The sequence below is a fragment of the Kushneria sp. EE4 genome (assembly GCF_977968315.1).
In genome coordinates this window covers 605,459-625,732 of sequence record NZ_OZ386212.1, presented here as the reverse complement: position 1 = coordinate 625,732, position 20,274 = coordinate 605,459, and the positions used below count along the sequence as shown (strand labels likewise).

Here is a 20,274-nt window from a genome sequence, read left to right as displayed (position 1 = left end):
ATCAAGGCCGCCCGCATCAAGTGTCTATTAGCCGACCGAGCCTTCAAGCGTCACGCTCAGCAGTGCCTCGGCTTCTACCGCAAACTCCATCGGCAGCTCCTGAAAGACGTCCTTGCAAAAGCCGTTGACGATCATGCTGACCGCATCTTCTTCCGAGATACCGCGGCTTTTGCAGTAAAAGAGCTGGTCATCACCGATCTTTGAGGTCGTTGCCTCGTGCTCGATGGTGGAGCGGCTGTTGCCGATCTCCTGATAGGGAAAGGTGTGCGCGCCACACTTGTCGCCGATCAAAAGCGAGTCACACTGGGTAAAGTTGCGACTGCCGGTGGCACGCGGCGAGACCTTGACCAGCCCGCGATAGGACTGATTGCTCTTGCCGGCAGCAATGCCCTTGGAGACGATCGTGGACGAGGTGTTCTTGCCGATATGGATCATCTTGGTGCCGGTATCGGCCTGCTGACGACCGTTGGTCACGGCCACCGAATAGAACTCGCCCTTGCTCTCGTTGCCACGCAGCAGACAGGACGGATATTTCCAGGTGATGGCAGAGCCGGTTTCAACCTGTGTCCAGCTGATGCGCGAGCGGTCGCCGCGGCAGTCACCGCGCTTGGTCACAAAGTTATAAATGCCGCCCTTGCCGTCTTCATCGCCCGGATACCAGTTCTGGACGGTGGAGTACTTGATATAGGCATCTTCCAGTGCCACCAGCTCGACCACAGCGGCATGCAGCTGGTTTTCATCACGCTGCGGCGCCGTGCAGCCTTCCAGATAGGAAACCTGGGCGCGCTTGTCACACACGATCAGCGTACGTTCGAACTGACCGGTATTGGCGGCATTGATGCGAAAGTAGGTCGACAGTTCCATCGGGCAGGTGACGCCCTCGGGAATATAGACAAACGAGCCATCGGTGAAGACCGCCGAGTTGAGCGCGGCAAAGTAGTTGTCCCCTTGCGGCACGACCGTGCCCAGATACTGGCGTACCAGCTCGGGATACTCCCGGATGGCTTCCGAGATCGAGCAGAAGATAACACCGGCCTCGGCCAGCTTTTCCCGAAAGGTCGTGGTCACGGAGACCGAATCAAAGACTGCGTCTACCGCAACGCCGGCAAGCGCGGCGCGCTCATGCAGCGGGATACCCAGCTTCTCATAGGTTTCCAGCAGCTTGGGGTCGACCTCGTCCAGACTCTGGGGACGGTCTTCCGGCTTTTTGGGCGCGCTGAAATACGAGATGGCCTGATAATCGATCGGCGGATAGTCAAGATGCGCCCAGGAAGGCGATGTCATCTTGAGCCACTGGTGATAGGCCTCAAGACGCCAGTCCAGCATCCACTGTGGCTCGCCCTTTTTCTGCGAGATAAAGGCGATAACGCTTTCGTCGAGCCCGGGCGGAACCGTATCGCTTTCGATATCGGTCACGAAACCCTGCTTGTACTCGCGACGAGTAAGCTGCTCCATTGCTTCGGTTGCCATGATCCTCTCCCCTCAAACGGGTACTGTTCGTCTCATCGGTCGTTGGTCGGAACCGTCGTGTTGTATCGTCTGCGGTCCGTCAGATCCCACGTGCCTCACCGAGTGCCACACTCTGGATAGGCAGTTGTACAGGCAGTTTAATCGGCGCATCGTGCGCCAGATCGGCCAGCGTGACACTGTCCAGCAGCTGACGTACTGCCAGCGACACACGCTGCCAGTTGCTGGCCACACCACAGCTGGACATCAGATCGCAATCACCATGACCATGACTGCACTCTGTCATGGCCACGGGGCCATCAATGGCAGTGATAATATCGCGTACCGTGATGGCACTGGCGCTACGTGACAGCCGATAACCGCCATTAACACCCCGTTGCGATGTCAAAAGCCCGGCACGCAGTAAGAGCTTGAGTGTCTTGCTGACGGTGGGTCGAGGCAGTCCGACGCGATCGGCAATATCGGCAGCAGCATGCGAACAGTCGGGGTGGCGCGAGATCTGCGCCATCACCACTGCTCCGTAATCGCTCATTTTCGACAGCTTCAGCATGTCGGCCTCTTGCCTGACTGATTGCGTACTATTTTAGTCCTCATTACAGGCAGTGTGAACCCACTTCCTTGCCAATCAGCATGATAGCTTCAGGCTCTAAGCCCCCTGATGCAGCCGCCGGATACTAAAAATCCCTGATGAATCATCAGGGATTCGGGAACGGCCTGCGCTATGGCTCAGTCATCGAAGGGATTGCGCAGAACAATGGTTTCCACGCGATCCGGCCCTGTCGAGATAATATCGATGGGCGTACCGATCTGTTCTTCGAGGAAACTGATGTAGGCGCGCGCATTGGCTGGCAGAGCATCAAGGGAGTGCGCCCCTACCGTGGATTCGCGCCAGCCCGGCAGATCACGATACTCCGGGCTGATCGCCTCATAGCCTTCGCTGTCCACCAGGTTGTCGATCAGTTCGCCATCCTTGGTGCGATAGCCGACGCACACGCGGATGTTTTCCAGACCGTCCAGCACATCAAGCTTGGTCAGGCACAGCCCGGAGATCGAGTTGATCTGCACGGCATGGCGCAGCGCCACGGCATCAAACCAGCCGCAGCGACGGGCACGACCGGTGTTGGAGCCAAACTCATGACCGTGCTCGGCCAGATGGCGACCAAACTCGTCGAAAAGCTCGGTGGGGAACGGGCCGGAACCAACACGGGTGGTATAGGCCTTGGTAATACCCAGCACGTAATCCAGATAGAGCGGACCCACACCGGAGCCGGTGGCCGTGCCGCCGGCCGTGGTATTGGAGCTGGTCACGTACGGGTAAGTGCCGTGGTCGATATCCAGAAGCGACCCCTGGGCACCCTCGAACATGATGTTCTTGTCCTGCTTTCGCAGGTCATGCACAAAGGAGACCGTATCGCAGATCATCGGGCGCAGCTCTTCAGCCATGGCCATGGCCTGGTCCAGCACTTCCTGGAAATCCACGGCAGGCTCGCCGTGATAGCGGGTCAGTACAAAATTGTGATAGTCGAGCACTTCCCCGAGCTTGCTGGCAAAACGCTCGCGATGCAGGATGTCGCCAAGGCGCAGGCCACGGCGTGCCACCTTGTCTTCGTAGGCCGGTCCGATACCCCGGCCGGTGGTGCCGATCTTGGCCACGCCACGCGCCTTTTCACGCGCCACATCAAGGGCTACGTGATACGGCAGGATCAGCGGGCAGGCCGGCGACAGGCGCAGCCTTTCGCGCACGGGCACGCCGCTTTCTTCAAGCTCGGCCATTTCGCTGAGCAACGCTTCCGGCGAGAGCACGACGCCATTGCCAATGACACAGGTCACATCGGGGCGCAGGATGCCTGAAGGAATCAGGCGCAAAATGGTTTTTTTGCCATCGATGACCAGCGTATGACCGGCGTTGTGGCCACCCTGAAAGCGAACCACGGCGGACGCCGATTCCGTAAGCAGATCGACGACCTTGCCCTTGCCTTCATCGCCCCACTGCGTGCCCAGTACTACGACATTCTTGCCCATTGTTTCATCTCTGATTCAAAGGCCTGCCCGGAACAGGCAGACACCGGGTGTCTAATTCAGTTGGCGAGCGGCTCAACCTGCCAGGCGCCGTCACGGTAAATAAGCTGACGGTCGCAGAAATGGGCCAGTGCATCGGTGGACTGGCCCGGCAACTGCTGAACGACCCGCTCACCGGCATCACGCAGTGCATGAATTTGCTGGCGCAGGCCAGCATCTTCTTCCATGGGTGCCCAGATACCATCATGAGAAGGCGCGCGCTGACAAAGGGTTGCCAGTTGCTTGAGATCCATGGAGCAGCCGGTCGCCGGGCGCGGCCGCCCGAAAGCGTGGCCGGTATCGTCGTAGCGACCGCCCTTGACCAGCGCCTGACCGTAACCCGGGACGTAGGCGGCAAAGACCAGCCCCGTGTGGTACTGATAGCCGCGCAGCTCTGCCAGATCGAAGTAAAGCGTGACGTCACCATGGGCCGCGCTCAATACGTTCTGCAGCGAACTCAGCTGATCGAGCGCCTCGATAATGGCCTGTGACCCGTTGGCAAAAACCCTGCGGGCGCGCTCGAGAACATCCGCGCTGCCATGCAGGCGCGGCAGCTGCTTGAACATGGCGGCAAGCGCAATGTCAGAAATGTGCTGCTCGATCAGGGCATCCACTTCCGAGACCGCCTTGCGCTCCAGCGCCTCGAAAATCAGTGCCTCGACATCCGCCTCGAGTCGGGCCTCTTCTGCGAGCGCCCGATAGATACCGATGTGGCCGATGGCAAGATGGACATCACTGGCACCGGCAAAGGACAGGCTCGCAAGCGCCAGCTTCACGATTTCGATATCGGCCTCGATGCCGGCATGACCGAAAAGCTCAAGGCCTGCCTGCACCGGGCTGCGCCCACCCTGATGCTCATCGGCCCTGGCGCGCAGCACATGCGCGCAGTAACACAGCCGAACCGGGCCCTGACGACGCAGGGAGTGGGCGTCCATTCTGGCCACCTGAGGTGTTACATCGGCACTAGCACCCATCAGGCGACCGGTCAACTGGTCGGTCAGCTTGAACGTTTGTAAATCAAGATCGGTACCGGCACCGGTAAGAAGGGAGTCCAGAAACTCTACCGGCGGCGGCATGACCAGGTCGTAACCCCAGCGATAGTAGAGATCCATCAGGCCGCGACGCAGCGACTCCATGCGCAGCGCCTGAGGCGGCAGCACTTCATCCATACCGTCCGGCAGCAGCCAGCGATCAGCAATGGTCATCGAACATGCCCTGACAGAAGTAAAAAAACGGTGGCACGGGCAGCACCCGAACAGGCACCACATCACGGCTATCGACAAACGACAGCCACAAAAAAACCGGGGGAAACCCCCGGTTGAAGGATACTATCACAACTCGTCGGCGGAGAAATCCCGCCCCGGCATCTTTACTCGATTCAGGGCGACACTGCCGAGGATTGCTCTTCGTTGCCCTGCTTGAACAGCTGCAGGAACTGGTTGCTGGCCGGGCTTAACACCATCAGATCGTTATTGCCCTGGAAGCTTTCACGATAGGCCTGAAGCGTGCGATAGAAATCGAAGAAACCGGCATTTTGCTGATAAGCCGCCGAATAGATGGCCGCCGCTGACGCATCGCCTTCACCACGAGTGGTTTCAGCAATCTGACGTCCGCCGGCGAGCAGTTCTTCACGCTGGCGATCGGCGTCTGCCATGATCTCCTCGGCCTGACGCGTTCCTTCAGCGCGATAGCCACGAGCGGCCTGTTCACGCTGCGAATTCATGCGCTCATAGACGGCCTGGGTGACTTCACTGGGCAGTTCGATGCGCTTGACGCGAATATCGAGAATGCGCACGCCAAGCTCCTGACGCATTGCCTGATCAAGCTGTGAAATCGGATCCACCATAAGCTCATCACGCTCGGTGGCAACATCACTGTTTTCCTCTTTCACCTTTTTGACGACATCCTCATTGTTACTTTGCGTTGCAGGACGCTCGCGAACAATCTGCGTCAGTGTCGTCTGGCCGAACTTGTTACGCAGTGCCTCGTCGGTACGCGGTGCAATCAGACGCTCGGCCGCCTGCTCGTTGCCTCGCGTGGCCTCGTAGTAAAGACCCGGATCGATGATCTGCCACTTCACGAACGAATCCACGATGACAGCCTTGGAGTCGCTGGTCAGATAGCGCGTGGCGCTGGCATCCACCGACAGGATGCGGGTATCGAAGATCCTGACGGTGTTGAGGATGGGCCACTTGAAATGCAGACCCGGTTGAATGTCGTTTTCCACAATTTCACCAAAGCGCAGTTTGATGCCACGCTCGGTTTCATTGATCGTATAAAGGCTGGCGCTGCCGACCCAGGCAAGAATGCCCAGTACGATCACGATGACAAGGGCGCGATTATTGAACATTAGCGTCCCTCCCGCAGGCTGTTACGACCGTTGTTTTGCTGCTGATTGCTTCTCATGTGCTCGACGACCTGCTGAGAGAGCTGCTCCAGCTGACGCGCATCCACGTTATTCTGGTTGCTGTCGCTGTTGCGATTGCCGCTGTTGTCACCACGCCCCATCTGGTTGAGCGGCAGAACCGTTACCGCATCGTTGCCTTCACCCAGATCCACCAGCGCCTTGGGCGTATTCGAAAGAATCTCGGTCATGGTGTCCAGATACAGACGCTGACGCGTCACGCCGGGTGCCTTCTCGTACTCACCCAACAGTGAGATGAAACGGTTGGTTTCACCCTGTGCGTCGGCCACCACTGCGGCCTTGTAACCCTGCGCCTCTTCGATCATGCGCTGACGCCGACCTTCGGCTTCAGGCAGGATGGCATCTCGATAGGCGTTGGCGCGGTTGATGGTGCGCTGCTGTTCTTCGCGCGCACGGATAACGTCATCAAAGGCGTTTTGAACCTGATCCGGGGGCGATGTGGACTCCATGTTGACCGTCTGAAGCCGGATACCGGTGCCATAGGCTTCAAGGTAGGACGCCAGCCGATCATAGATGTCGCCGGCCAGCTCTTCACGACCGGTGGTCAGAATCTGCTGCAGATCCATGTTGCCCACTTCCTGACGCAGGGCACTGTCCATGGCGTTTTGCAACGTCATTTCGGGGCCGCGTACGTTGACCAGAAACGCGTGCGGATCCGAGACCACGTACTGAGAAGAGATGCTGACACGCACGATGTTTTCATCACGCGTAAGCATGGAATCCGTCTGGCTGGCAGAACGAATTCGGGTCACATTGACACTCTCTACCCGATCGATCAGCGGCGGATTCCAGTGCAGGCCCGGCCCGATGGTATTGGTATATTTACCGAAGCGGAAAATAACGCCGCGCTCGGACTGGTCGATCAGGTGAAAGCCCGATCCGGCCCAGACCACAACGCCCACGATCAGAACAACGATGGGCAACAACAGGGCGCTGCGGCCACTGCCACCGCCGCCCTGATTATTGCCATTGTCATCGCCACCGTTGACCGAGCGAAGCTGGCGACGACCCAGCAGCCCGTTGAGCTTGTTGCGCAGTTTCCTGATCACTTCATCAAGATCAGGAGGTCCCCCACCCTGGTTATTATTGCCACCGCCGCCGCCGCGACGATCGCCACCACTCCAGGGATCCTGCTGGTTATTATTGCCGCCACCACCAGGCTCATTCCAGGCCATACATCTTCTCCACTGGGCAAGAGTTGCGAAACGCCAGTTTCATAACATCATTACGCGCCATTCTTACAGTAGCGCTTTGAATATCCGATCATCCTGATAATGCCGGAAGCGTCCCTATTTGTAGCATGTCGTCATACCGAAGACCTGAAATTCTTCCTGGCATGACAAAGTGGCGTTTTATTCCTGCCACTGTTCCCGGCCCTGCTCTGCCCGGGAGAGATAGTCGTCCGGATTCTCATCGGCGTGAGAAAGAAGACGCAACAGATCACGACGCGGCAGGCGAAGCTTTAAATGCGTTCTGCCCTCGTCATCATGGGTTTCTTCCTGCACTGCGCCATGGGAAAAGAGCTGAGCGCGCAGCCAGCCCTGAGAGGGCTCCAGCACCATCGAAGTTTCCACGATGTCCGTGGCCAGACGTTCGGAAAGGGCCTGCTCCAGCAGATCAAAGCCGGTGCCCTCTCGCGACGACAGCCAGACGGTGGAGACCGCCTCATCGGCACTACGCTCAAGACGTGGCGACATGCCCAGCAGATCGATCTTGTTCATGACAAGAAGTCTTGGCACCTCACCGGCGCCGATCTCGTCAAGTACAGCATTAACCTGCTCGATATGAGCATCTCGCTGCGGGTCGGCGGCATCAATGACATGCACCAGCAGGCTGGCTTCGGCCGCCTCCTGAAGCGTGGCACGAAACGCCTCGACCAGCTTGTGCGGCAGATGACGAATGAACCCGACCGTATCGGCCATGACGATAGGGCCAACATCGCTGATTTCCAGACGTCTGAGCGTGGGATCGAGCGTGGCAAAAAGCTGATCGGCGGCATAGACATCGGCGTTGGTCAGCGCGTTGAAAAGCGTTGACTTGCCCGCGTTGGTGTAACCCACCAGCGAGACCGACGGAATCTCTGCGCGCGTGCGTGAGCGGCGGTTCTGGTCACGCTGACTGCGAACCCGATCCAGACGCTTGTGAATGGCCTTGATGCGGCCACGCAGCAAGCGCCGGTCGGTTTCGAGCTGGGTTTCCCCGGGCCCGCGCAGCCCGATACCACCCTTTTGGCGCTCAAGGTGCGTCCAGCCCCGTACCAGACGGGTCGACATGTACTCGAGCTGGGCAAGCTCTACCTGCAGCTTGCCTTCATGTGTTCTGGCACGCTGTGCAAAGATGTCGAGAATCAGACCGGTACGGTCCAGTACCCGACACTGCAGGATCCGCTCAAGATTGCGTTCCTGAGAAGGCGAGAGAGAGTGGTTGAAGATGGCAAGCTCGGCGTGATGCGTACTCAGCATCTCGCGCAGCTCTTCGAGCTTGCCTTCACCAATCATTGTCTTGGGGCTGGGAGAGCGACGGCTGCCCGTCAGCAGCGATGCTGGTACGGCACCGGCGCTGCGTACCAGCTCCATGAACTCTGAAGTGTCTTCGCGCTCGGTACTGTCCTGGAAATCGATATGCACCAGGACAGCCGTTTCTCCCGAATCAGGGCGTTCAAAAAACAATCAGCGCCTCTCTATTGGGTTTCCTGACCGGGAGCAGCAGTATCCTGCGCCGGTAAACGGACGTTACGCGCAGGAACTACCGTCGAGATGGCGTGCTTGTAGACCATCTGACTGACGGTGTTGCGCAGCAAAATGACAAACTGATCGAAGGACTCGATCTGGCCCTGAAGCTTGATGCCATTGACCAGAAAGATGGAGACGGGGATACGCTCCTTACGCAGGATATTGAGATACGGATCCTGAAGGGATTGTCCTTTGGACATGTGGCTCTCCCAAAATATTAATTGCTGTATGTTTATCGGTTTTTAACTTGCTGCAAGCGCAAGAAAGATCCACGTCCCGGAGGCTCATGTGAGGCTCACTGGTAACCGATCATATTACGCTAAGTGCCGATGTCGCGCACGATTTTCAGTAGTCGTGGCACAATCCCGGCCTCCTGCGGGTCAAGCGACAAGGCGCCCGGCCAGCGCCGCAACCAGGTGATCTGGCGCTTGGCCAGTTGCCGGGTTGCGGTCAGCGCCCTGAACGCCATTTGGGGGCAGTCGTCACCGCGATCAAGTCCTTCCCATACCTGACGATAGCCCACGCTTTTCATTGAAGGTAAATCCGGACTTAAATCACCGCGTGCGCGAAGCGCTTTCACCTCTTCAACGAAGCCAGCGGCAAACATCTTGTCAAGACGCTGCTGGATACGCGCATGCAAAAGCGAGCGGTCGCCGGGCAGCAGCGCGATCGGATGCGGCGTAAACGGCAATGTGACACTCGACTGCCGCGCCCAGTGGGCGCTCAGCGTCTCGCCGCTGGCCCGATAGACTTCCAGCGCCCGCATGAGCCGCTGCGGATCGTTGGGATGCAGCCGCGCCGCAGCCTCGGGATCCACCCTTGAGAGCTCGGCGTGCAGCGCCCCGGGGCCGCCCTGCTCGAGCAGCTCGCTGAGTGACTGACGAATATCGGGGTCGGCCCGAGGCATATCAGCGACGCCTTCGGTGAGCAGCCGGAAATAGAGCATGGTCCCACCGACCAGCAGCGGCACCCGCCCTTGGGCGGTAATCTCTTCGATGCAGGAAAGCGCATCCTCGCGAAAAGCCACGCCCGAATAGGGTTCGGATGGATCACGAATATCGATCAGGTGGTGCGGGGCCCGGGCCAGCTCCTGCGCAGAAGGCTTGGCGGTTCCGATGTCCATGCCCCTGTAGACCAGCGCTGAATCCACGCTGACCAGCTCAACGCCCAGCTGCTCGTGCAGCTCGATGGCAAGGTCGGTCTTGCCGACCGCCGTGGGCCCCATCAACATAATGACCGGCGGACGCGATACGGCAACGCTCATGAGGTCATCCTACTGTCCACGCAGAAAAAGGCGGTCAAGGTCGCGCATCGACATCTCCGTCCAGGTCGGTCGACCATGATTGCACTGGCCGCTGCGCTCGGTGCGCTCCATGTCCCGCAACAAGGCATTCATCTCCTCGATTTCGAGACGTCGATTGGCGCGCACGCTGCCGTGACAGGCCATGGTCGAGAGCAGATCGAAAAGATGATCATTGACGACGCGGCTGCGGCCGTAACGCTCGAGCTCTTCAAGCATCTCGCGGACCAGTGCTTCAACGCCGGCGCTTTTCACCAGTGCCGGCACTTCCCGGATCAGCAGCGTTTCGGGGCCTGCCGCTTCAAGGGTGACGCCCATTGAGGCAATCGTTGCCTGCTCGCGCTCGGCAAGTTCGACCTGCGCGTCGCTGACCGACATCGACACCGGCACCAGCAGCGGCTGGGTATCGATACCCTCGCCCAGATACTGCGCTTTCATGCGCTCATAGGTGATGCGCTCGTGGGCAGCGTGCATGTCGACCACCACCATGCCGCGCTCGGTCTGCGACAGGATGTAGACCCCGTGAAGCTGTGCTACGGCATAGCCCAGCGGCGGCGCCCGCGTCTCATCAACCGATGGCGCAACCTGCGGTCGATCAAACCGGGCCGTGCCGGCAGCCGGCGGTGGCGCAGCGGCAGATGTCCCCTGCGAGTCGCGGCTGTCCTGCGCTGGCGTGCGCGAGGTCAGCAGTCGCTCCTCATGATCCGGATGCAGGGCACGATAGCCGGCCATGAACTCCCGAACCTGCTGTTCGCCCGGCCGCCCGGCGCCCTGATACTGCCCCGATGGCGATGCACCCACACCGGCGCGACCGGCAGCCTGTCCACTGGCCGCCTCGCCCAGCGCCATGCGCTGCTGATCAAAGCGAGGCTCGGGCGCCGGCGCAGCAGGGGCCTCGGGTTCCGGCGCGGCTTGCCCCTGCGGCCTGACCTCCGCCAGCGCCCGATGCAGGCTCGAAAACAGGAAGTCATGCACCAGCCGACCGTCTCGAAAGCGCACTTCGTGCTTGGTGGGATGCACGTTGACATCCACCCCGTAGGCGTCAAGATCCAGATAGAGCACAAAGACCGGATGGCGACCGTGGAAAAGCACATCGCGATAGGCCTGGCGCACGGCGTGCGCCACCAGTCGGTCGCGAATCACCCGGCCGTTGACGAAAAAGTACTGCTGATCGGCCTGGCTTCGGGTATGAGACGGCAGCCCCACCCAGCCCTTCAGCGCCAGACCGGTCGCAGCCATATCGATATGGATGGCGTTGTCCAGAAAGCTGCGCCCCAGCAGCTGAGCGATGCGCTTTTCCATCACCTTCTGGCTGTCGCCGCCCATCAGCTGATGCACGGTTTTTTGATTGTGACGCAGTACCAGATCGATATCCTGACGCGACAGGGCCAGCCGGCGGAAAGCTTCCTCGACGTGATTGAATTCGGTCTTTTCAGTACGCAGAAACTTGCGTCGCGCCGGCGTATTAAAAAAGAGATCGCGCACCGTCACGGTCGTGCCGCGCGGGTGTGGCGCCGGTGACAGACGCGGCGCCATCTCACGGCCCTCGGCAACCACCCGCCAGCCATTGACCGGGTCATCGCTGGTATTGGAATAGAGTTCGAGTCTCGACACGGCGCTGGTCGCCGCCAGCGCCTCGCCACGAAACCCGAGGCTTGCCACACCCTCGAGATCATCCAGCGAAGTGATCTTGCTGGTGGCATGGCGAGACAGCGCCAGCCCCAGGTCGTCGTGTTCGATACCGCTGCCGTTGTCGCGCACCCGGATGAGACGGCTGCCGCCGGACTCCAGCTCGATCTCGATGCGGGAACTACCGGCATCGATGGCGTTTTCCACCAGTTCCTTGACGACCGACGACGGACGCTCGACCACCTCACCGGCCGCAATCTGGTTGGCCAGACGCGGCGCCAGCGCCTGGATGCGGCGGGCCTCAACGACTGCTGTCTGGTTCATTCAGGCTCTCCTGTTGTCATCAACGACCTCGCCATCAGGGGATATTGAGCACCTGCCCCAGGCGCAGCACGTCGGTGTCCAGGTTATTCACCCGGCGCAGCGTGGCCAGAGAAACATTGTTGCGCGCCGCGATGCCGGACAGCGTATCGCCGGGCTGAACGCGATACTCGTTGGACCCGCCACCGCGATTCTGGTCACGCTGCCAGGCCAGCAGGCTGTCAGGCGGCGGACTGCGCGAGAAGTGTTGTCGAATGCCCTGGGCAATCGCATCGGCCAGCTTCTCCTGATGCGCCGGAGACTTGAGCAAGCGCTCCTCGGACGGGTTGGTCAAAAAGCCGGTCTCGACCAGAAGCGAGGGAATATCCGGCGACTTGAGCACCACAAACCCTGCCTGCTCGACGCGCGAGTGGAACAGCTTGTTAAACGTCGAAACACGACCAAGCACATCCGTACCGGCCGCCAGCGAATCGTTGACGGTGGCGGTCATGCTCAGATCCAGCAGCACACCACGCAGCACCTGATCCTTGTCATCGAGATTCAGGTCGCCATCGACCCCACCGATCAGGTCGGCGCGGTTTTCGCTTTGTGCCAGCCAGCGGGCGCGCTCGGACGTCGCGCCGTGCTGGGACAGCGCATAGACCGAGGTACCACGAGGGGAGCTCGAACCGCCGGCGTCGGCATGCACCGACACAAAGAAATCGGCATGGCGTTCACGAGCAATGCGCGTACGGCCACGAAGCGGAATGAAGGTGTCATCGCTGCGGGTCATGTAGGCCTTGAATCCGTCCATGGCATCCAGCTTGGTCTTGACCCGTCGACCGATCTGGAGAACCACGTTCTTTTCATGGGTGCCACCAGGGCCGGAAGCGCCGGGGTCCTTGCCACCATGACCGGGGTCCACCACCACGATAATATCGCGCCGCGGATGGGGCTTTGCCTGCTGACGCGACTCCGCGGTCGGCTCATTGCTGACCTGCTGTGTCGGCGGTGCGGTTTGCGTCGCACGGCTGCCGGCCAGTCGGCCACGTGCCGCCTGTTCCTGCTGCTGAATCATGGCGGTAATGGGGTCGTCGTCACCACTCGATGCCGCGGAAGGACGACTGCCACTCTCTCCGGGCGCCAGATCAACCACCAGCCGATAGCCATGACCACCCCCCGGGGGGAGCTTGAAAGCATTGGGCGTGGCCTGACGATCCAGCTCCACGACCACGCGCAGATCGGTGCCGTCGCGCACGCCGGAGCGGACGTCTCTCACCATGCCGCGCCCGTCAACGGCGCTGCCAAGCGTCGTATTCAGGGTGGTATTGGCCAGGTCGATCACCAGTCGTGCGGGGTTATCCAGGGTGAACACGTCAGCCTCGGCCTCGCTTGAGAGATCAAAGACCAGGCGTGTCCCGTCACTGTCGGTCCATTGACGGAGCCCCTCAAGCTGTGCGGCCTGAGCGGCGGTGGCCATGACACTCAACATGACCATGGCCAAAAGGGTCAAAAAAGCTGCCGGAAACTTCATCACTGCCTTATCACTGTATTGGTGTTCATGGCGGATGCGCCGGACATGCCCGACACGCGATCCCGGGCCCTCATGAAGGGTCCCGGGTCAACACCGCCAGTCGTTGCAGGGCCTGGACCCCATGGTCGCTGCCGGCTTCGAGCACCAGATGTCGCCCCTTGTCGATCAGCGACAGCGTAATGACAACATCGGCCGCAGGCAGCCAGCCTTCACCACGCACCGGCCACTCCACAAGCGTGAGCGCCTCGTCAGCCAGCATGTCACGCGCGCCCAGAAACTCGAGCTCTTCAGGGTCGCCCAGGCGATAAAGATCAAAGTGATACACCCGAGCGGTATCAAGGTCATAGGGCTCTACCAGCGTATAGGTCGGGCTCTTGACCGCGCCATCATGGCCCAGCGCACGCAAAACCCCACGGGCCAAGGTGGTCTTGCCGGCCCCCAGCTCGCCGTTGAGATAAACAATGCCGCGATGCTCGAGCGCCTCGGCCAGCTGATGTCCTATCGCCACCTGAGCGGCTTCATCGCCGGGTTCAAGGGTCATGGTTGTCTTGCTCACGATGTTTCACTTTTAACGGAGACGCGGCCTGCCGCGGTATCGGCAGGCCCTTGGGATAATGTCATCCTGTTACTTGCCAGGATTAGCGCGCCGGCGCGCGTAGCATGCCAGATCGCTTGCCAGCAGACCACGTTCGCCATGGTCACAGGCGGCATCATCCGCGGCCAGGCCATGAATCAAAACGCCACTGGCCGCCGCTTCCAGCGGTGACAGCCCCTGTACCAGCAGCGAGGCGATCATGCCGCCCAGCACATCGCCCATGCCCCCGGAGGCCATGCCCGGATTGCCAAAGGGACTGATAAAGCACTCATCAGCGCTTTCACCGCCGACCACCAGCGTGCCGGCGCCCTTGAGCACAATCACGCCACCGTAACGACGATGCAGGGCGAGTGCCGCCTGATAGCGATCGTTTTGCACCTCGGCCACGCTGCACGCCAGCAGCATGGCGGCCTCCCCTGGATGCGGGGTCAGGATCCAGTCATCACGATGCTCACCGCCGTAGCCCGCGGCCAGCAGATGAAGGCCGTCGGCATCCACAAGCCTTGGACCGGCAGCGTTCATGACGGCCTGCATCAGCCCCTGCCCCCAGGCACCCTGCCCCAGCCCCGGGCCAATCAGTACGGCGGTGGCCTTGTCGACCAGGTCTTCGATATCCAGGCCGTTGCGCGCCTCGCGCACCATCATCTCCGGGCAGCGGGTCAGCGCCGGTGCAATGTGGACAGCGGCCGTGGCCAGACTGACAAGCCCTGCGCCCAGCCGTGCGGCGGTTTCGGCGCTCATGATGGTTGAACCGCCAAACCCGGGCTGACCGCCGACCACCAACAGATGCCCGCAGTCGCCCTTGTGGGTCGTGGGACGCCGCCGGGGCAGCGTGTCATGAAGCCGCTCGGCCACAAGCAGCTCCCCCGTATACTCACTAGCCGCCAGCGTTGCCTCGGAGACGCTCAAGGGCGCAAGCACGATCTCGCCGGTAACATCGCTCGCTTGGCCGGTATACAGGCCAAACTTGCGTGCAATAAACGTCACCGTCAGATCGGCCTTGACCGTCTCGCCCAAAAGCGCCCCCGTATCAGCGTTCAGCCCTGAGGGAATATCCAGTGCCACCACCGGTTGTGAGGCTGAATTAATGCGCGCGATGGCCTCATCAAATGGAGAACGTATCTCGCCCCGGGTTCCGGTGCCCAGCAACGCATCGACAATCACGTCTGTTTCAGGTGATATCTCGACATCGTGATGCCAGTTATCGATGTTAACGCCGTTTTCGCGGGCCAGATGCACGGCGTCGGCGGCTTCACCCTGGAGTTCATCCGGCGCTCGCAGGGCCACAAGCTGCACCTCAAGTCCCTTTTGAAGCGCCAGCGCCGCCACGACATAGCCGTCCCCGCCGTTGTTGCCGCTGCCACAAAACACGCACAGATGTCGTGCCCGCGGCCAGCGTTCAACGATTGCTTCAAGGGCGGCCTGCCCGGCCTGCATCATCAGGGCAAACCCGGGCACACCCTGTGCCACGGTGCGTTGATCCAGTGTCTGTACCTGCCCTGCGCTGTAGAGTCGTGCGTTCGCCATCGTGGCTTTCTCCTTGCGGACCATCCATGTCATTGATTCTTGTCGGACAGGCAGAGTTGTGACCCCGCACACCCGGACGGGTTCCGGGCGCGCACGTCCTGTCACGGCAAAAGAGGCACCTGCCCCTTTGGTCTGCAGGTCCCTGCGCTGTCATACTAACCCGCTATATACCATGCCCTTTCTACCCGGCATCCATTACGTCCCCGTCACACCGAGCCTCGAGGCTCGAATGCCATGACCACTTCAAAGACTGTCAGAGCCGACAACGCCAGCGCCTCCGCAAGCGCCGACGCCGCCCAAGCGCTTGATCCCGCCGAGATGGCAGACAAACTGCGCGTCTGGGCGCGTGAGCTGGGCTTTCAGCAGCTGGGCATCACCGATACCGATCTCGACGCGCATGAAGCCTATCTGAACCGATGGCTCGAGGCGGGCTATCACGGCGAGATGGATTACATGGCGCGTCATGGCACCAAACGAACCCGCCCGGCCGAACTGGAGCCCGGCACGCTGCGCATTATCAGCGTGCGCATGGACTATCTACCGCCGGAAATCGAGAGCACGCGCGTGCTGGGCCAGCCGGAGCGCGCCTATGTGGCACGTTACGCGCTCGGTCGCGACTATCACAAGCTGATCCGCAAGCGCCTGACGCAGCTGGCCCAAAAGCTGCAACAGGAGATCGGTGATTTCGGCTTTCGTGCCTTCGTCGACTCGGCGCCTGTCATGGAACGGGCGCTGGCCCAAAAGGCCGGCATCGGCTGGTTCGGCAAAAACGCCATGATTCTCAACCCACAGGCCGGGTCGCTGTTTTTTCTCGGCGAGCTTTACACTGACCTGCCCCTGCCGGTGGATGAGCCCTTCAAGCGCGACCATTGCGGCAAATGCACCCGCTGCCAGACCTGGTGCCCGACCGGCGCCATCGTGGATGACAAGGTGATCGATGCCCGGCGCTGCATCTCCTATCTCACCATCGAAAAGCACGGCCCCATCCCGCTGGAATATCGCCGCGCCATGGGCAACCGCGTTTTTGGCTGTGACGACTGTCAGCTCGTCTGCCCCTTTACCCGTTTCACGCGTGCCACGCGAGAGAAGGATTTTGCCCCGCGCCACGCACTCGACCGCGCCCGGCTGGTCGATCTGTTCAACTGGAGCGAGCCGGAATTTCTCGAGCACACCCAGGGCAGCGCCATTCGCCGGCTGGGCTATGAGCGCTGGCTGCGCAACCTGGCCGTGGGCCTGGGTAACGCGCCCTTCAGCGAAGAGATCGTCACAGCGCTGCGAGCGCGGCTGGCCTGGCCCAGCGATCTGGTGCGCGAGCACGTACGCTGGGCACTGTCAGAGCAGGTTCTAAAACGAGACGAAGGCCGGGAGGTTTCCGACCCGCCGCTGATCGAGGCAGGCTACAGCGATATCATCGCGCGAGCGCCCGCCTGATCCAGGGAAGGCTTAAAGCGCCAGCAGATGCGTTCGGTAGTGACGCAGCTCCTCGATGGAGTCGCGAATGTCGTCGAGTGCCAGATGGGTGCCCTTTTTGGTGAGGCCCTCAAGCGCCGCCGGTTTCCAGCGCCGTGCCAGCTCCTTGAGCGTGGAGACATCCAGATTGCGGTAGTGGAAAAAGGCTTCCAGCGCCTGCATCTCGTGCTGCATGAACCGCCGGTCCTGATGGACGCTGTTGCCGCACATCGGCGAGGCGCCCTTGTCGATGTGCTGTTCCAGAAAGCGCAGGGTCGCCTGTTCGGCCTCCTGCGTGGAGACCGGGCTCTGACGTACCCGTTCGGTCAGCCCCGTGCCGCCATGGGTGCGGGTGTTCCAGTCATCCATCAGCGCGAGCTGCTCATCGCTCTGGTGAATGGCCATCACCGGGCCTTCGGCGATGATGTTGAGCTGGCTGTCGGTGACGATGGTGGCGATCTCGATAATGCGGTCCCGCGCCGGATCCAGACCGGTCATTTCGAGATCGATCCAGATCAGACGTTCGTTTTGAGTACTCATGACACTTTCCGGATAGACTTGAAGGGAGATTCCTCCCGATGCCCCTGAACGGGCCGGGATGAAACGCGAATGCCCTCAAGCGTACAATTGCGCGACGCTTTCCACCAGCCGGGATCGGTGCCGGTGCGCAAGCCCACGACAGTCCGGGAGTTTCATGAGTCAACGCAAGTTATCCCGCCAGCAGCGCTGGCGTGTCGAGAAGGTCCAGGCCGAGCGCATCAAACGCGCCGAAAAGCGCGAACAGACCGATCAGCGCCAGCTGGCGGAGGGCGAGTACGGCCCGGAGCAGCTAGGGCGGGTGGTGGCCCACTTTGGCCGCAACATGGAGGTGGAAGGCACCGATGGCGTGCGCCACCTGTGCCATCTGCGCGCCAATCTTGACACCCTGGTCACCGGTGACCGGGTCAGCTGGCGCGAGGCAAGCGATGGCAGCGGCGTGGTCGAGGCGCGCCTGGAGCGTTACTCGACGCTGGAGCGTCCGGATGCCCGCGGCCGGCTCAAGAGCGTGGCGGCCAACATCGATCGCATCATGATCGTGTTTGCCGTCGAGCCCGAACCCCACCCCTTTTTGATCGACCGCTATCTGGTCGCCGCCGAGGCCACCGGCATTGCGCCGGCGCTGGTGCTTAACAAGATGGATCTGCTCGATAAGCACCACATGCTCCATGCGCTTGCCAGCCGCTACCGCACGCTGGGGTATCCGGTCATCGGCGCCTCGACCCGACGTGACGGCGGCCTTGAGGATCTGATTGCCGCCATGGATGACACCACGGCGGTGTTCGTCGGCCAGAGCGGTGTGGGCAAGTCGTCGCTGATCGATGCGCTGCTGCCCGATGAGTCGCTGGCCGTGGGCGAGCTCTCCGTGGACACGCGCAAGGGCCGCCACACCACCACCACAGCCCGGCTTTATCACTTCAGCCAGGGCAGCGGCGCCCTGATCGACTCCCCCGGCATCCGCGAGTTCGGTCTGGGCCATCTCGATGAGCAGGAGGTCGAAAACGGCTTTATCGAATTTCGCCCCTGGCTTGGCCACTGTCGTTTTCGTGACTGTCGCCACCGCCAGGAGCCCGGCTGCGCCATTCTGGCCGCAGCCGAGCGCGGCGAGATTCTGCCCGAACGACTGGAGAGCTTTCGCCGCATCGTCCACGAGCTCAATGCCCCGCCCCGATAATCCCTCAAGGTGCTGAGCAGGCGCAAAAAAGGGCCGCCCGAAGGCGGCCCTTTCAACGCATAATGGCGCAAACACCCTACTCCTGAAACAGCAACAGCAGCGACAGCGCGGCCAGAATCCACATGGTCGGGCGAATTTCGTGACGCTTGCCAACGCCTGCCTTGACCACCACAAACGCCAGAAAGCCAAAGACCACGCCGTGGGTGATCGAGTAGGTCAGCGGAATCAGGATCATGGCGATAAAGGCCGGGATGGCATCATCAAACTCGTACCAGTTGATGTGGCGAATCGGGTCGAGCATGAACACCCCCACCATGATCAGCGCCGGCGCCGTGGCGATCGAGGGCACCAGTGACAACAGCGGCGACAGAAACAGAAACGGCAGAAAGAGCAGCGCCGCCGTCACCGCCACCAGTCCGGAACGCCCGCCCTGGCTGATGCCTGCCGCCGACTCGACATAGGCATTGGCCGGGCTGGTGCCCAGCGGCGCCGAAATCACCGCCGACATGGCATCCACCATCATGGACTGGCGAATATTGCGCGGCTCGCCGTTGCGATCGAGCAGCTTGCCGGCATGGCACACGCCCACAAACGTCGATAGGGCGTCAAAAAACGTGGTGAACAACACCACGAAAATGAACGGCCAGTAGATGACATTGAGCGCCCCGATCAGATCCAGCTGCCCCACGGCGCTGAAATCCGGCAGGGCAAAGATGCCTTCGAAATTGACCAGTGTCGCACTGCCCGTGGGAGAAAACGCGCTGGCATCGCCCCAGAGCCGCCCGATGGCCGCGGCCATCACCGTGGTTGTCACAATGCCGATGATCAGTGCGCCCGGCATGTTGCGCGCCACCAGCACAGCCGTGATGGCAAGCCCGATCAGAAAGGTCACAAGCGTCGGCGACATCTCGCCCAGTCCCACCACGGTGGCCGGATTGCTGACCAGAAAGCCCGCATTGACCAGGCCAATGACCGTAATGAAAAGCCCGATGCCACAGGAGATCGCATAGCGCAGCTGTGCCGGAATGGCATCAATGATGTAGCGGCGCACGTTGAATACCGCCAGCACGGCAAAAAGGATGCCTGCCCAGAACACGCAGCCCAGCGCCGTCTGCCAGGGGATCCCCGCGCCGATGACCATCGTGTAGGTAAACAGCGCGTTGATGCCCATGCCCGGTGCCACCAGGATGGGGTTGCGCGCATAGAGCCCCATCATCAGACTGCCAAAGAAGCTGACCAGCACGGTCGCGGTCAGGGCACTGGCAAAGGGAATGCCGGCCGCACTCATGATGGTCGGATTGACCACAATGATGTACATGGCCGCCAGAAAGGTGGCAATACCGGCCAGGATATCGCGACGCACGCTGCTGCCCTGACTTGTTATTTTAAAAAATGATTCGAGCACGCTGACTCTCCACTTGCACTGTTGTTCGTCCTGATACCTGATGAATGGTCGATACGTCGTTGCAGGTCATGTTGTCAAAACATCGCTGTTCCTGAAGACCGGCATTGCCACCGTTCGCGAGGTGCCATCGAGTGTGCAATGC

Annotated in this window: 17 protein-coding genes; 2 read left to right on the top strand and 15 right to left on the bottom strand. The window is 60.9% G+C overall.

All coding sequences use genetic code 11. The features are described 5' to 3' along the window. Positions 1 to 27: 27 nt before the first annotated feature. From sufB to ACXMYO_RS02725, 13 genes are all read right to left on the bottom strand, one after another. Complete coding sequence (sufB, locus tag ACXMYO_RS02785; protein ID WP_438766643.1) at positions 28 to 1,470, bottom strand: Fe-S cluster assembly protein SufB; 1,443 nt, start codon at positions 1,468 to 1,470, stop codon at positions 28 to 30. Positions 1,471 to 1,549: 79 nt separating this feature from the next. Beyond that, entirely contained in the window at positions 1,550 to 2,017 is a 468-nt protein-coding gene (locus ACXMYO_RS02780) for an SUF system Fe-S cluster assembly regulator (RefSeq protein ID WP_438766642.1), read from the bottom strand. A gap of 176 nt (positions 2,018 to 2,193) precedes the next feature. Further along, positions 2,194 to 3,489, bottom strand: a complete 1,296-nt coding sequence (locus ACXMYO_RS02775) for an adenylosuccinate synthase (RefSeq protein WP_438766641.1) — start codon at positions 3,487 to 3,489, stop codon at positions 2,194 to 2,196. A gap of 56 nt (positions 3,490 to 3,545) precedes the next feature. Continuing rightward, positions 3,546 to 4,730 (bottom strand): ATP phosphoribosyltransferase regulatory subunit, encoded by a 1,185-nt coding sequence (locus ACXMYO_RS02770; protein ID WP_457807753.1) that lies wholly within the window; start codon positions 4,728 to 4,730, stop codon positions 3,546 to 3,548. A 173-nt stretch (positions 4,731 to 4,903) separates the two neighbouring features. After that, a complete protein-coding gene (gene hflC / locus ACXMYO_RS02765; RefSeq protein ID WP_438766639.1) occupies positions 4,904 to 5,875 on the bottom strand; it encodes a protease modulator HflC in 972 nt (323 codons plus the stop codon). After that, a complete protein-coding gene (gene hflK, locus ACXMYO_RS02760) occupies positions 5,875 to 7,125 on the bottom strand; it encodes an FtsH protease activity modulator HflK (RefSeq protein ID WP_457807752.1) in 1,251 nt (416 codons plus the stop codon). The genes hflC and hflK overlap by 1 nt, the downstream gene beginning before the upstream one ends. A 177-nt stretch (positions 7,126 to 7,302) precedes the next feature. After that, entirely contained in the window at positions 7,303 to 8,619 is a 1,317-nt protein-coding gene (hflX, locus tag ACXMYO_RS02755) for a ribosome rescue GTPase HflX (protein WP_438766637.1), read from the bottom strand. A gap of 11 nt (positions 8,620 to 8,630) precedes the next feature. Continuing rightward, complete coding sequence (hfq, locus tag ACXMYO_RS02750; RefSeq protein ID WP_438766635.1) at positions 8,631 to 8,882, bottom strand: RNA chaperone Hfq; 252 nt, start codon at positions 8,880 to 8,882, stop codon at positions 8,631 to 8,633. A 119-nt stretch (positions 8,883 to 9,001) separates the two neighbouring features. Continuing rightward, on the bottom strand, positions 9,002 to 9,946 hold the full coding sequence (gene miaA / locus ACXMYO_RS02745; protein ID WP_457807751.1) for a tRNA (adenosine(37)-N6)-dimethylallyltransferase MiaA: 945 nt from the start codon (positions 9,944 to 9,946) through the stop codon (positions 9,002 to 9,004). Positions 9,947 to 9,955: 9 nt separating this feature from the next. Next, complete coding sequence (gene mutL, locus ACXMYO_RS02740) at positions 9,956 to 11,935, bottom strand: DNA mismatch repair endonuclease MutL (protein ID WP_457807750.1); 1,980 nt, start codon at positions 11,933 to 11,935, stop codon at positions 9,956 to 9,958. A gap of 34 nt (positions 11,936 to 11,969) precedes the next feature. Further along, positions 11,970 to 13,445, bottom strand: coding sequence for an N-acetylmuramoyl-L-alanine amidase (locus tag ACXMYO_RS02735; protein ID WP_438768379.1), 1,476 nt, complete (start codon positions 13,443 to 13,445; stop codon positions 11,970 to 11,972). 70 nt (positions 13,446 to 13,515) lie between these two features. After that, entirely contained in the window at positions 13,516 to 13,986 is a 471-nt protein-coding gene (gene tsaE / locus ACXMYO_RS02730; protein WP_457809463.1) for a tRNA (adenosine(37)-N6)-threonylcarbamoyltransferase complex ATPase subunit type 1 TsaE, read from the bottom strand. Between the two features lie 84 nt (positions 13,987 to 14,070). Beyond that, positions 14,071 to 15,567 (bottom strand): NAD(P)H-hydrate dehydratase, encoded by a 1,497-nt coding sequence (locus tag ACXMYO_RS02725; RefSeq protein WP_457807749.1) that lies wholly within the window; start codon positions 15,565 to 15,567, stop codon positions 14,071 to 14,073. A gap of 318 nt (positions 15,568 to 15,885) precedes the next feature. On the opposite strand from ACXMYO_RS02725, the gene queG reads away from it, so the two are divergent. Next, positions 15,886 to 16,998, top strand: a complete 1,113-nt coding sequence (gene queG / locus ACXMYO_RS02720) for a tRNA epoxyqueuosine(34) reductase QueG (protein ID WP_457809462.1) — start codon at positions 15,886 to 15,888, stop codon at positions 16,996 to 16,998. 12 nt (positions 16,999 to 17,010) lie between these two features. Here the strand turns inward: queG and orn are convergent, their stop codons facing one another. Next, positions 17,011 to 17,556, bottom strand: a complete 546-nt coding sequence (gene orn / locus ACXMYO_RS02715; RefSeq protein WP_457807748.1) for an oligoribonuclease — start codon at positions 17,554 to 17,556, stop codon at positions 17,011 to 17,013. Positions 17,557 to 17,710: 154 nt separating this feature from the next. On the opposite strand from orn, the gene rsgA reads away from it, so the two are divergent. After that, positions 17,711 to 18,727 (top strand): small ribosomal subunit biogenesis GTPase RsgA, encoded by a 1,017-nt coding sequence (gene rsgA / locus ACXMYO_RS02710; protein ID WP_457807747.1) that lies wholly within the window; start codon positions 17,711 to 17,713, stop codon positions 18,725 to 18,727. Positions 18,728 to 18,803: 76 nt separating this feature from the next. On the opposite strand, the gene ACXMYO_RS02705 is transcribed toward rsgA, so the two are convergent. Beyond that, positions 18,804 to 20,132: an NCS2 family permease gene (locus ACXMYO_RS02705; RefSeq protein WP_457807746.1), complete on the bottom strand. Its 1,329-nt coding sequence runs from the start codon at positions 20,130 to 20,132 to the stop codon at positions 18,804 to 18,806. Positions 20,133 to 20,274: the final 142 nt, after the last annotated feature.